The organism is Nocardia wallacei (assembly GCF_029869545.1).
In the GTDB taxonomy this organism is placed as follows: Bacteria; Actinomycetota; Actinomycetes; order Mycobacteriales; family Mycobacteriaceae; genus Nocardia; species Nocardia wallacei_A.
Genome location: NZ_JARWQD010000032.1, coordinates 1 through 12753, shown reverse-complemented (window position 1 = coordinate 12753; position 12753 = coordinate 1). Strand labels below are relative to the sequence as shown.

Sequence of the window (12753 nt, the reverse complement as noted above, 5' to 3'; positions counted from 1 at the left end):
GGCGGGGGCGCTCGCGCCCCCCCCCCCTGGCTACGGGGCGCGGCGGGGGTTTCCCCCGGCGCCCAACGTTAATCCCCCGCGCCCCCCCCGTTATCCCCCCCCGGGGGGGGGTCGTCTGGCGTTTTTTTTTTTTCACCTATTTTCGGGGTCGCGGCCGCCCGGGTCTCCGGGGGGGGGCGGCGGGGCCCCCCGCCCCCCGGGCCACCGTCGTTTCGTCCCCCTCCGGCGTTTCGGCGCGCGGATACGCGGCTTCCCGCCCACATCGTCATAGCATCGGCAATCGATCCGTTACTGCTCTTCGGTGTGGAAGGGATGAGTGATGCGTTCGCTGGCCGTGCTGCTTTCCGTCATGGGTTTGTGCACGGTGGGGGCCTTCTCCGGGGCGGCCGCGGATCCGGTGGCGGACTTCGTGCACGGCCGGGACGGCAGCGTTGCCCCGTCCGGAGCGAACGACTGGCAATGCTCGACCTCGGCGGCGCATCCGGTTCCCGTGCTGCTCCTGCACGGGACCTGGGGCAATCAGAACAGCTGGGATGTGCTGGCGCCGAAGCTGAAAGCGGCGGGGCACTGTGTGTTCACCCTGAACTACGGGCGAGATACCTCGAGCATGTACGGCGCGCAGCCGGGTGTGTACGGGACCGGCGATATTCGCGCCTCGGCCGGTGAGCTGGCCGCATTCCTGGATCGCGTCCGCGCGGCGACAGGTGCGGCCCAGGTGGATATCGTCGCGCATTCGCAGGGCGGGCTGGTGGCCCGGCAGTATCTGCGTTTCGGTGGTGGGGCCGATCCCGCTGCCCCCGAACGCAATACGGTGCGGCGGCTGGTCACAGTCGGCGCCACCAATCACGGCACGACGCTCAGCAATCTGGGATATCTGCTGCCCTCGGGGAGCGCGGCCGGGCCAGGGGAGGCCGCGGTGGCCCGGGTGCTCGGTCCGGCGGCCGCCCAGCAGGTGGTCGGCAGCGAGTTCCTGCGGGCGCTCAATGCGGGTGGCGACACCGAGCCCGGCGTGCACTACACCGTCATCGCCAGCCGGGTCGACGAGATCACCACGCCGCCGGAAACGACGTTCCTGCGGGCCGGTCCGGGTGCGGCCGTGGACAATGTCTGGGTCCAGAACGTCTGTGCGGGAGACACTTTCGATCACGCCAAGCTCCCCACCTCACCCGCGGTGATCCAGATCGTGCAACGCGCCCTCGACCCGTCCCACGCCGCGCCCCGCTGCCCGGCGTAGGGGCGGTTCAGCGCTTGTGGCCGACTCCGGCCCAGTACCAGGCCGACTCGATATCGACGTCGCCGCTCGCCGGTGGTGCCTCGGCGAAATCGGGCCGCCAGCCCAGCACCGGGACGACGCCCGGCTCCACCATGTCCGTTCCGGTGAACAGGCTTTCGGTCTCGGTGCGGCTGCGCGGACGGAACGGGATGCCCGCCTGCTCGGACGAGATCACCACGCGGGCCATGGCCTTCGGATCGAAATCCGCTGTGGGATGGGTGATTACGAGGCAACTTCCCGAGGGCAGTGCATCCAGCAGCTGCTCGAGGATGCCGTGCGGGTTGTCCTCGTCGCGGAAGTACATAAGCACCGCGACCAGCATGAGCGCCACGGGGCGGTCGAGGTCGAGGGTGGATGCGAGGGCCGGATCGGCCAGGATCGATTCGGGGTCGTGCAGATCGGCATGGATGAAGGCGGTCTGCCCCTCGGGCGTGCTGCGCATCAGGGCGCGGGCATGGGCCAGCACGATCGGGTCGTTGTCCACGTACACGACCCTTGCCGTGGGGTCGCGCTGCTGCGCCACCTCGTGTGTATTGCCCGCGGTCGGGATGCCCGTGCCGATGTCCAAGAACTGGGTGATGCCCGCCTCGCTGATCGCATAGCGCACCGCGCGGCCGAGAAACGCGCGGTTGGCGCGGGCCATGCTCCGGATCGCGGGGATATGCCCGGCGATCACATCCCCCAGCGCCCGATCGGCAGGATAGTTGTCCCGCCCCCCGAGCCAGTAGTCGTACACGCGCGCCTCGTGCGCCACGCTGGTATCGATCTTGGCCGACGGCCGAGTACGCCCCCGACCACTACTCTCCGACATCTGTACTGCCCTTCGCGCGCCACCGACCGAGTCCCGCACCGGCCCTTGCGTCACGCCCAGACTATTCCCGCCCCCCGATCCGCACGCCCCTTTCAGCCCTTCCGTCCAGAACGGCACGGATCTCCCGAACGATGGCCATTTTGTACGGCGAGGAAAGGGAACCATGCGCGCCATGGCGTTTGCGGTGCGGGGTGTGTGCGTGAACGTGTAACGGTCACGCACACACCCGTTTTCACGCTCCGGGAATCACGGTTGTCCGGTGGCGAATGCCTGCACGGCGTCGAGGAATTCTTGTCCACCCTGGGAGTAGCCTCCGGCGATGCCGCCGATGATGATCCCCGCGGGGATGGTGAAGACCCACAGGAACGGGATGAACGCCCCGATGATGCCGCCGATAACTGCGCCGATGGTGACGTTGGGCTGGTTCTTGTTGATCTGGTCCATGAGCCGGTCGAACGAGCTGATGTTCTTCAGCTCGGCGATATCCTCTGCGGTCGGATTCGGCGTCAAGGTCAAGCTACGACCATCTGTGCCGATCTGCTGGGCAGCAGCGATCGAACGACCCTGCACATCGAACCGGAGCGGGACTTCTCCCACAGTCTCACCCGTATCGGATTTCAGTGCCACGGCCGTACCGGCGGGGGTGAGCTCGAAGCGGCCATTTTCGACGGTCGCAGTGACGGCCTTGTCGACCATGGAAACCGTTGTGTGGTAGTTGATTCCGTGGTCCACACCGGAAGTTGCGTTCCCCTCCGTCACTGCTGCCGGCTGCTCGTTGACGACTGTCGACTCGCCGTGGGCCGTTGCCGCGGTAATCCCCGTAGCGGCGATTGCCATGAAAACGGTAGCAGTGATCTTTCCGAACTTCATTCTTTGAATTCCCTCCACTTGTCGGTCCCCGATGGACCAACCGGAACAGACCCTAGGCGATGCGGAATTCGCTTGCCGCGCAGGGGGTTCCTGTTCACCTGATCGAAACGGTTGCTGGAGTTTGGCTGCGAAGTGGAGGAAAGTCGCGATGAAATGATCTTGTACAGCGCCTTCGCATACGCTGCTCGGCAGTTGCTCGGGAGCCGTTGGCGCCCTGCCGATTCCATGTCTATTCGATCACACGGGCGATGGCCCGTAGGCCGCTCACGATTCGGTCGGCGCTCGGTGCGGCTGCCGGGTCCAGGAGCCACTGGACCAGGAGGCCGTCCAGGAGGGTGAGGAGGAGGGCGCCGATGTCGTCGTCGGGGGTGCCGGTGGTGGGTAACAGCATGTGGGCCAGGGATTGTCGGGCTTCTTGCTGTTTGGCCGAGAAGTCGGTGCGGATGTCGCCGAGGTGCTGGGCCTGGGCGAGGCTTTCGATGTTGGCGGCCCACAGGGCGCGGTCGTCGGTGAAGGTGGTGATCAGGCTGCGCAGGAACTTCTCGAGGCGCAGTGCCGGTTCGCCCTCCAGGTCCGCGTCGAGGGTGTCGAGGATGCGCTGCACCGCATCGGTCGTCGACTCGACCATGGCCTGGCTCAGCAGGGCGTCCCGGGTGCCGAAGTGGTAGTTGATCGCGGCGAGATTGCTGCTCGAGGCGGCCACGATGTCGCGCACGGTCGTCCGGGCGTAGCCGCGCTCGGCCAGGCACTGCTTGGCCGCGGCCAGGAGATCGTCACGTGTTCCCACGTCAGCAGGGTAGCAAGGCTCCCCGAACGGGTGTTTCATACGTTTGTTTGTGACAAATGTTTGAAACGCTTGTATGGTTTCGAGGAGTACTCCCGAACGACCCGAGAGGTGCCCGATGATCCCGCAACGAGCGCAGTCCCCCGTCGAATCCGGCTACTTCCGGGCCGATGCCCGCTTCGGCTCGGTCCCGGTCGGCGGCATGCCGCTGTACATCGGATCGACCGTCGAGGGCGAACTCGACGCCGATGCGTTGCGGGAGGTGCTGGCGGAGCTGGCCGCCGCGCATCCGCTGCTCAGCTGCCTGGCGGCCGACGACGCCGGAGTGCCGGTGCTGCGCCATCGCGACGGGTACCGGCCGCCGCTGGTGGTGGCCGAGGGCGACGAGGTCGAGTACGTCCGGCTCGTCAACGAACCGCAGGACTGGAGCGAGGGCCTGTTCCGCGCGGTGCTGCTGCGCGACGGCACACAGAGTCGCATCGTGCTGGTCGTACATCACGGAATCGCCGACGGGCGTTCGGCTTTCGCGCTCCTGGACGACATGTGGCGCCGCTACACCGCGCGACTGCGCGGCGCACCGCTGCCGGTGGTCGCCGACGCCGAACTCCCGCAGGCCGTGGATGACCGTGTCGCCGCGATGATTTCGGCGACCGAGGTCGAGGAGCTACTCGACCGGATGCGCGGGATGATGGCCGAATCGCCCGCGCGACTGCCGCGGGTCGCGAGCGCCGCCGGTGTGCGGGGATTCCTCGCCGCCGAGCGGATCGAGCTGGAGGCGGACGAGACGGCCGCGTTCGTGGCGGTCGCGCGGTCGGCCGGGATCACGGTGAACAGCCTGCTGAGCGGCTGCGCGCTGGTCGCCGTGCGCGGCCGCTTCGACGCGGCCGGGCCGCTGCCGATGGTCTGCGGCTACGCCGCCGACCTGCGCTCCGCGCTGGATCCGGAGCTGTCGGCGGACACCGTGCTCAACTGCGCGTCGGGCTGGGGCACGGCACTGCCGGTGGCGGCGGCCGACGACCCGATCGAGCTGGGCCGGATCGTGGACGCCGACGTGCGCGCCGCGCTGGCCCGCCGCGATCCGGCCCGAATGATCCTGGCGGGCCGACACATTCGCGACGAGCAGAGCGCGGCGATGCTCGCCGCGCAGCCCACCTTCGCCCTCTCCAATATCGGCAGGGTGCCGACGCACGAGGTCCCCGCGGGCGTAAAGCTGCTGCGCGACAACATCTTCGCGATGAACCCGGGCATGCCTCCGAAGGCCACCGCGTTCACCCTGGACGGCCGCCTGACGGTGCAGGTCGAATACGACACCGCCGATCACGGTCGCACCCAGATGGGGGCGGTGCGGCGCGCCCTGTCGGAGTCGCTGCGCCACGTCGTGGCGGGAGCGCAGCAGTCCGGATTCGTCAGCAGCGCAGGATGATTCGCCGGACGATCACATCGTGGCCGCGTCGATGACGAACCGATACCGCACGTCGCTGGCCACCACTCGGTCGTAGGCCTCGTCGATGCGGTCCGCGGAGATGACCTCGATCTCGGCGCCGATGCCGTGCTCGGCGCAGAAGTTCAGCATCTCCTGGGTCTGCGGTATGCCGCCGATCATGGACCCGGCCAGCGAGCGGCGGAACCCGGCCAGCGTGAACGGCTGCACCTGCAGCGGATTGTCGGGCAGGCCCAGGATCACCAGGGTGCCGTCGAGGTTCAGCAGCTTCATGTACCGGTCCATCGGCAGATCGGCGGAGACGGTGTTGAGGATCAGGTCGAACCGCCCGCGCAGCTCGCGGAAGGTCTCCTTGTCGCTGGTGGCGTAGTAGTGCCGCGCCCCGAAGCGGCGGCCGTCGTCCTGCTTGCTCAGCGAGCTGCTGAGCACCGTCACCTCGGCACCCATCGCCGCCGCGATCTTGACGCCGACGTGCCCGAGCCCGCCCATGCCGATGATCGCGACCTTCTTACCGGGCCCGGCGTTCCAGTGCCGCAGCGGGGAGAACAGGGTGACGCCCGCGCACAGCAGCGGCGCGGCCTCGTCCAGCCCGATGCCCTCCGGAATGGACACCACGAAGTTCTCGGTCACCACCACCTGGGTGGAATAGCCGCCGAAGGTGGTCCCGCCGGGCTGGAACTCCTCCGGCACCGAGGTGTTGTAGGTCATGGTGGCGCCGCGGGTGCAGTACTGCTGCTCCCCGGCGACGCAGGGCCCGCACTCCCCGCAGGAATCCACCATGCAGCCGACGCCGACCCGGTCGCCGACGCGGTATTTGGTCACCGCGGACCCGACCGCCGCGACCAGCCCGGCGATCTCGTGACCGGGCACGCACGGGTACGTGGTGCCGTGCCATTCGTCGCGGGCGGTGTGGATATCGGAGTGACAGATGCCGGCGTACTTGATGTCGATCAGTACGTCGCGCGGACCGAGTTCGCGGCGCTCGATCGTGGTCTTCGTGAAGGGCCCCTCGGGGCCGGAGACGGAGTAGGCGGCAGCGGTGGTCATGCGTCCATGCCTACTCCCGCATGGTTCGCCATGCAAACGGCACCCCGCGCTGAACGAACTCGCCGGTCGGATTTGCCCGAAATGCGCCGGAGGATGGAACATGCTGATCGGCGTGGCGATTCTGCTTTCGCTGATCTCCTTCTGCTCGACCCTGGTGGGCGGGCTCGTGGCGGTCCGGATCGGCGACCGCAAGCGCATCGTGCTCGGCCTGGCCGCCGGGGTGATGCTCGGCGTGGTCGCCTTCGACCTGCTGCCGGATGCGCTGGCGGAATCGTCGTACACGGTGGCCGGGGTGCCCGGCGCCCTCGTCGCGGGCGTCGTCGGATTCTTCACCGTCCACATCATCGAGCAGGCGACCGCCATCCATGTCGGCCACGAGAACGAATTCGGCAGTCACGCACACGATTTCCAGTCGGTCGGCATCCTGGCCGCCTGCGGGCTGATCTTCCACAGCATGCTCGACGGACTGAGCATCGGCGTGGGCTTCCAGACCGGCACCGCGCTGGGGATCTCGGTCGCGATCGCGGTGATCTGCCACGACTTCGCCGACGGCTTCAATGCCTTCACCATCCCGACCCTGTACGGCAATGCGCATCGTCGCGCGCTGGTGCTGCTGTGGCTCGACGCGCTGGCCCCCGTGGTGGGCGCGGTGATCGGCACGCTCATCCACGTGCCCGCCGACCTGGCCGGGCTGTACCTCGGCTACTTCGCGGGTTTCCTGCTGTATCTGGCCACCGGCGACATCCTGCCCGAGGCGCACGCCGGTAAGCCGTCGCGCCTGGTGCTGGTGTGCACGGTCGCGGGCGCTGCGTTCATGTTCGTCGTTGCGGCACTGAATCATTGACCGTCCCGGTCCCTTGACCAGGTGGAAACGACCAATCGGTACACAGGTATTACGGGAACCGACGCGCCGGGCTCGCAGTGCTGCTACATATAGAAACACAATCGCCGGGCCCGGACGGGCGTGCACGAGGCGGGAGTGGCCATGTACGACGAACGGTGGGACGCCGCGCCCAGGCGCACCGGCCGGACGGGCCGGACCGTGGCCGTCCTGCTGGCGGCGGCGCTGGCCCTGGTCGCGTTCCTGGGTTATCAGGGGGAGCTGCCGCGCTGGGTCTTCGGCATCACCGACTCCACCGCGACGCTGCTCGGCCCGCCGCTGCCGCCCATGGATCCCGCCGCGGTCGCCGCGGCGGTCGAACCGGAGCTGGCCAATATCAACGTCTCGGTGCGGCCCGCCGGGATGAGCGCCGCGGGTTCGGGCATCGTGCTGACCGCCGACGGGCAGGTGCTCACCAGCCATCATGTGGTCAAGGGGGCCGAATCCATCACCGTCAGCGATATCGGGACCGGCGGGCAGTATCCGGCGACCGTGCTCGGCTACGACGCCGACGCCGATATCGCCCTGCTGGAGATGTCGCGGGCGGCGGACCTGCCGGTGGCCCGCATCGGCAGCTCGGCGGGGCTACGCATCGGCGACGAGGTGCTGGCCATCGGCAACGCGGGCGGCACCGGCTCGCCCACCGCGACACCCGGAACCGTGACCGCCCTGGATTCCTCGATCGTCGCGCGCAATTCGGCCGACTATTCGCGCAAGGCGCTGACCGGGATGGTCGAGATCGCCGCCCCGGTGACCTCCGGGCAGTCCGGCGGCGCGCTGGCCGACCGCTACGGAGCGGTGGTCGGCGTGATCACGGCGGCCTCCGGGGACAACGCCAAGGCGGCCGGGCGGGCCAGCGGGTACGCGGTGCCGATCGATACCGCGATGAGCGTGGTGCGGCAGATCCGTTCCGGAACGGCCAGCGAGACCGTACACGTGGGTCCCACAGCCACGCTCGGCGTCATCACCTCGGATGCGAAACCGGTCGGCGCGCGCATCGAATCCGCGGTGTACGGCATGCCCGCCTACGCCGCCGGGCTCACCGAGGGTGAGATCATCACCGGCATCGACGGCCGGGCCGTCACCTCGATGCAGTCCCTGAAGGGCGCGCTCAACCTGCGCAAACCCGATGACACCGTGCAGCTGGAGCTGACCGCGCCGGACGGCACCCGGCGGACGGTCGCCGTCGTGCTGGCCGTCGGGCCGCCGAACTGACCGGCGCTCTCAGACCAGCGACATCCAGTAGTCCTGGAAGCGTAGGAACACCAGGAGCAGCACCACCGCGTAGAAGACCACCACGACGGTCCAGCGCCACTCCGCGACGATCTTCAGCACGCCCCGCGCGCCACCCCACAGCTGGTCGGTGACCACCGCCAGCAGGATCGGGGTGGCCGCCCACACCACCATGCAGTACGGGCACAGCGCGTTGATCCGGTACAGGCTCTGGAAGATCAGCCAGCAGATGAACCCGATGCCTAGCACCAGGCCCAGCCACAGCCCGCCCCAGATCCAGCGCGGGAAGCCGACCCCGGCGATGGCCGGTACGGCCAGCGTGACCACCACCGAGAAGCCGACGACACCGATGAGCGGATTCGGGAATCCGAAGACCGATGCCTGGTCGGTCGCCATCACCGACCCGCAGGACAGGATCGGGTTGATGCTGCACGAGGGCCGGTAGTCGGGGTCCATGAACAGCTTGAACCGCTCCACGGTCAGCGTGACCGAGGCGATCCAGCCCGCGAGCCCGCCGATCAGCAGGATCCACGCGGAACGTGGGTTCATCCCGCTCTACTCCCTTCTCCAGCCCGCGAATCCGCGAGTTACTTCGCGGCGGCCTCGATGGTCGGGCGCAGGCCGTCGGGCTGCATGAGCTCCTGCGAGCTCTTGATCTGCTTGCCGTTCACGAACACCGACGGCGTGGACTGGATGCCCTCGCCCGCCACGTCCTGGGTGACCTTCTGCACGTACTTGTCGTACTTGTCGCTCTTGATGTCCTCCGCGACCGAAGGATCGGTGATACCGGCGGCCTGCGTGATCTGGATGATCTGGTCGTCGGTCAGGCCGGTGCCGTTCTCCGGGGGCTGCTGCTGGAACATGCTGCTCAGCCACGGCATGAACTTCGCCGGGTCCGATCCGGCCACGGCGTAGGCGGCGTTCGCGGCGCGCGAGGAGTAGCGGGTGCCGCCCGACATCTTGTCGAGGAAGGCGACGATGTTGTACTCGACCGCGGCGGTTCCGGCGTTCACCTCGTCCTCGATCGTCTTGCCGTTGGCCTGCTCGAACATCTGGCAGGCGGGGCACTGCAGGTCGGCGATCACGCGCACGGTGGCCTTGGCGCCGGGCTTGCCGATCCGGATGGCACCGTTGTCGGTGATGGAGCCCTCGACCCCGCCGGGCGCGGCCTGCGCGGTCACCGTCGGCGTCGGGCCCGGATCGTTCTTCTTGTTGTTCTTGATCGCGATGCTGATGCCGATGGCGGCGATGAGCGCGACCAGCACGGCCCCGACACCCACCTGGATCGCGATGGTGCGTGTCCGATCGGCACGCTGCACCCCGGCCAGCGGGTTCTTACCACGCGGATTCTTGCTCACCTTCGAGTCGCCTTCCTGTGTCTACGTGCGGACAGCCGTCCGGTGCCGTCTGCGATGGTACGGGGCGGACGCAATAGGGGCGCGATGCCGCCGCCCGAAATGCGAGGGCCGTCGGACCACATGATTGCGGGCGAACCTGAGAGCCGGTTGAGACTCCGGCCCTCACGAGGCGGCGAGGCGCTTCTTCTGTTCCTCGATGTCGAATTGCGCCGCGGGCCAGTCCAGTTTCAGGTTCTGCAGGGCGTCGATCAGGAGCTCGGTGACGGCCAGGCGGGAGTACCACTTGCGGTCGGCGGGCAGGACGTACCAGGGCGCGTACTCGGTCGAGGTGCGGTCCAGGACCGCCTGGTAAGCCTGCTGATACGCGGGCCAGAAACCGCGCTCGTCGATATCGTTCGGATTGAACTTCCAGTACTTGTCGGGCCGGTTCAGCCGCTCGGCCAGCCGTTTCTTCTGCTCGTCCAGCGAGACGAACATGGCCACCTTGATCAGCGTCGTGCCGGAGTCGACGATCTTGCGCTCGAACTTGTTGATCTCGTCGTAGCGCTTGCCCCACACGTCCGGCGGCACCAAATTGTGCACGCGGACCACCAGCACGTCCTCGTAGTGCGAGCGGTCGAAGACCCCGATCTGCCCGCCCCGGGGCAATTGCCGCCGAATGCGCCACAGATAGTTGTGGCGCTTCTCCTCGGCGGTCGGCACCCCGAACGCGGCGTGGTCGACGCCCTGCGGATCCACCGACCCGATCACATGCCGGACGATGCCGCCCTTGCCCGCGGTGTCCATGCCCTGCAGCACCAGCAGCACGCTGCGCGGATCGCCGGAGCGGCCGTTGGCGAACAGCTTCTCCTGCAGATCCGACAGGACCGGGCCGCGCTCGGCGAGCAACTGCTCGCCGTCCTTCTTGTTGCCTTTGAAGCCGGGGGTGGCGGAGGTGTCGAACCTGTCGAGCTCGAGCCCGTCGGCCAGCAGCGCCTTGGTGACCGGTTTGGACCACGGGGATTTAGCCATAACAGTGCAGTATCTACGGCCGCCACCGCGCCGAGGCGGTTTTCGCCGCATATGTGCGTGTCCCCGCCGCTACCGGATGCCCGCCAACTTCATCAGCTGGGTGGCGAAATCGGCATCCGACACCGGTGTCAGGCTCAGGTCCGCGGCCGTGGTGAGCAGGTAGCGGCCGTCGCCGGCGAAGTCCAGCCAGGTGCGGTGGCGGGTGGGCGGCGACATCGGGTTGTCCGGGGCGACGGATACGGTGATGAATCCGCGCGCGTCGACCGGCTCGCGAAGCTTGCGGCGGAAGCGGGCCGGGCCCGGCCGCCCGTTGTCGGGCAGGGCCGGACCCTCCTGGTTCAGCACCGCGTCCTGCGGCTCGCGCATGGTGGCGTGCCGACCGGCGGGGGCCGAACCGATCACCTCCACCAGCTTGTCGCCGAGGGTGCGGGCGTGGCACACGCTCACGGTCACGGTGTCGGATCCGGCCACGAGCACACCGGCGTGGTGGTGGACCACCGCTGCGAAGGCGAGGATCCGCTCCGGCTCCTGCGCGCTGCCCGATCGTTCGCCGGTGACGGTGATCGTGGTGGCGTCGGTGCGCGCGCACAGCATCAGCGCGGCGGTCAGGTCCGGGTCGGTGTTGCGGGCGTAGCGCTGGCGCAAACCCAGTGCGGCGTACTCGGATTCGGTGCGCGCGGTGGCGGCCGGGATCATATTTACGGGGTAAGGGCGGCGATCCAGGCCCGTTTCGGTGGCCCAGACGTGCGTGAACTCGTCCGGGGTGAGCACCCACTTCACTACTCGCGACCCCCACTCGAGCCCGGACCCCGGGGCGCCGGTGCGAACCGGGGTACGCGGTCCCCCGACGCGGGCAGGGTCGGGTTGTAGACGAAGGTCATGACATCGCGCACGTCCGCCTGGGTGGCCGCGGCGTGCTGGTCGTGGTCCATGCGGCGACGGCCGCCGTGCACCACCTCGGCGACCGGATCGTCCAGCGGCTGGTACGGCGGCACCGGCGGCGGGATCGCGTCCCGGATCACCTGGGCGGCCTCGGCATCGGATTCCAGCCGCCGCTGCACGGCGAGGCAGACCTCGGGCACCGCGGCGCCGCGGGCGGCGAAATCGACGGTGGCGCGCAGCGCGGCGTCCCGGGCGTGCCCGTTCCAGCGGGCGAATTCGGCGGTCGTCGCCGCCGAGAAGGTGCGGAAGGCCTCGCCGACCAGCTCGGCATTGCGACGCCACGCGTCGGCCGTCTGACCCAGGGCGCCGGGATCGAGGGCCTCGTGCACCAGGTCCCACAGTTCCCGATGGGTGTAGGAGCCGAACACCTCCCGATCGGGGACGTAGGGCGGATCGACGGCGTCGGCGGTGACGGGCTCGTCGGGGGCTAGCGGCGGGTCGTCGGGGGTCATCGGTCCTCCGGCCGCGCAGCGGCCAATTCCACGGCCGCGCGATTGGCGGCCTCGGCCTCGGCGAAGTGTTTGCCCGCGGCCAGGTAGGCGGCCTTGAACAGCAGGGCCGTCTCCTGGAAGGCGAGCACGGTATCGAGAAATTCGCGCCCCTTGGCGCCGAAACCGTGGGCCAGTCCGCGTCCGGAGGGCAGCTCCGGGAACCCCGTGACCGTCGTCAGCTGGTGTTCGGTGTGCCGGGCTCGCTGCAGATCCTCGACGAGCCGATCGCATGCGGCGGCCAGATTGCGCGCCACATCCTCGGCGATCTCGAACGCCTCGCCCCCGGAACCCGTTGCCGCGGCATACAGTTCGCGGGCGGCCTGCTGACCGGTGTCCGGTACACCCACCCGGTGCTCCCCTTCCGTTCACCGCCACCATCACGCCCTGTCCCATTTGGGACAGTACCGGAGTGTGGTCGGCGGCGATGCCGATCGAATTTGTGACGCGCCACACGATCGGTCGCGGCGGGTTGTGTAACCCGTTGCGCCACGGTCACTTCCGTTGCCGGGCGGGCGCGCGGCCCCCCCCGCCCGCCGATAGGAAAACACACGCCCAAAGATCGCGCCGGGGTGGGGGGAACGGGTAATCGGCGGGCGGGGGCGGACACGGATA

Annotated in this window: 14 protein-coding genes; 4 read left to right on the top strand and 10 right to left on the bottom strand. The window is 68.7% G+C overall.

The window, feature by feature from the left end; genetic code table 11:
- Positions 1-319: 319 nt before the first annotated feature.
- Positions 320-1234, top strand: coding sequence for an esterase/lipase family protein (locus QH290_RS01670; protein WP_280266001.1), 915 nt, complete (start codon positions 320-322; stop codon positions 1232-1234).
- Between the two features lie 7 nt (positions 1235-1241).
- Here the strand turns inward: QH290_RS01670 and QH290_RS01665 are convergent, their stop codons facing one another.
- From QH290_RS01665 to QH290_RS01655, 3 genes are all read right to left on the bottom strand, one after another.
- Positions 1242-2084, bottom strand: a complete 843-nt coding sequence (locus tag QH290_RS01665) for an SAM-dependent methyltransferase (protein ID WP_280381770.1) — start codon at positions 2082-2084, stop codon at positions 1242-1244.
- Between the two features lie 246 nt (positions 2085-2330).
- Entirely contained in the window at positions 2331-2954 is a 624-nt protein-coding gene (locus tag QH290_RS01660) for a DUF8020 domain-containing protein (protein ID WP_280263538.1), read from the bottom strand.
- A gap of 229 nt (positions 2955-3183) precedes the next feature.
- Positions 3184-3741, bottom strand: coding sequence for a TetR/AcrR family transcriptional regulator (locus tag QH290_RS01655; RefSeq protein WP_280381769.1), 558 nt, complete (start codon positions 3739-3741; stop codon positions 3184-3186).
- Positions 3742-3856: 115 nt separating this feature from the next.
- Between QH290_RS01655 and QH290_RS01650 the strand changes: the two genes are divergently transcribed.
- Complete coding sequence (locus QH290_RS01650) at positions 3857-5161, top strand: phthiocerol/phthiodiolone dimycocerosyl transferase family protein (RefSeq protein WP_280263534.1); 1305 nt, start codon at positions 3857-3859, stop codon at positions 5159-5161.
- A 12-nt stretch (positions 5162-5173) separates the two neighbouring features.
- Here the strand turns inward: QH290_RS01650 and QH290_RS01645 are convergent, their stop codons facing one another.
- Positions 5174-6226 carry an NAD(P)-dependent alcohol dehydrogenase gene (locus tag QH290_RS01645; protein WP_280263532.1) on the bottom strand — a complete coding sequence of 351 codons (1053 nt, stop codon included), beginning with the start codon at positions 6224-6226 and terminating at the stop codon, positions 5174-5176.
- A 100-nt stretch (positions 6227-6326) separates the two neighbouring features.
- Between QH290_RS01645 and QH290_RS01640 the strand changes: the two genes are divergently transcribed.
- The gene (locus QH290_RS01640; protein WP_280263530.1) at positions 6327-7070 is read left to right on the top strand and encodes a ZIP family metal transporter; all 744 of its coding nucleotides are present in this window, start codon (positions 6327-6329) and stop codon (positions 7068-7070) included.
- 141 nt (positions 7071-7211) lie between these two features.
- A complete protein-coding gene (locus QH290_RS01635; protein WP_280263528.1) occupies positions 7212-8321 on the top strand; it encodes a S1C family serine protease in 1110 nt (369 codons plus the stop codon).
- A 9-nt stretch (positions 8322-8330) separates the two neighbouring features.
- Here QH290_RS01635 and QH290_RS01630 read toward each other — a convergent pair whose 3' ends face one another.
- The 6 genes from QH290_RS01630 to QH290_RS01605 all read right to left on the bottom strand — a co-directional run bounded on the left by QH290_RS01630 (position 8331) and on the right by QH290_RS01605 (position 12488).
- Positions 8331-8888, bottom strand: coding sequence for a vitamin K epoxide reductase family protein (locus QH290_RS01630; protein ID WP_280381768.1), 558 nt, complete (start codon positions 8886-8888; stop codon positions 8331-8333).
- 38 nt (positions 8889-8926) lie between these two features.
- Positions 8927-9697 carry a DsbA family protein gene (locus QH290_RS01625; RefSeq protein WP_280381767.1) on the bottom strand — a complete coding sequence of 257 codons (771 nt, stop codon included), beginning with the start codon at positions 9695-9697 and terminating at the stop codon, positions 8927-8929.
- A 162-nt stretch (positions 9698-9859) separates the two neighbouring features.
- Positions 9860-10708, bottom strand: coding sequence for a polyphosphate kinase 2 family protein (locus QH290_RS01620; protein WP_280263522.1), 849 nt, complete (start codon positions 10706-10708; stop codon positions 9860-9862).
- A gap of 69 nt (positions 10709-10777) precedes the next feature.
- Positions 10778-11488 (bottom strand): ESX secretion-associated protein EspG, encoded by a 711-nt coding sequence (locus QH290_RS01615; RefSeq protein WP_280263520.1) that lies wholly within the window; start codon positions 11486-11488, stop codon positions 10778-10780.
- Positions 11488-12102, bottom strand: coding sequence for a hypothetical protein (locus QH290_RS01610; RefSeq protein ID WP_280263519.1), 615 nt, complete (start codon positions 12100-12102; stop codon positions 11488-11490). Before QH290_RS01610 ends, QH290_RS01615 begins: the two co-directional genes overlap by 1 nt.
- Positions 12099-12488: a hypothetical protein gene (locus tag QH290_RS01605; protein ID WP_280263517.1), complete on the bottom strand. Its 390-nt coding sequence runs from the start codon at positions 12486-12488 to the stop codon at positions 12099-12101. Before QH290_RS01605 ends, QH290_RS01610 begins: the two co-directional genes overlap by 4 nt.
- Positions 12489-12753: the final 265 nt, after the last annotated feature.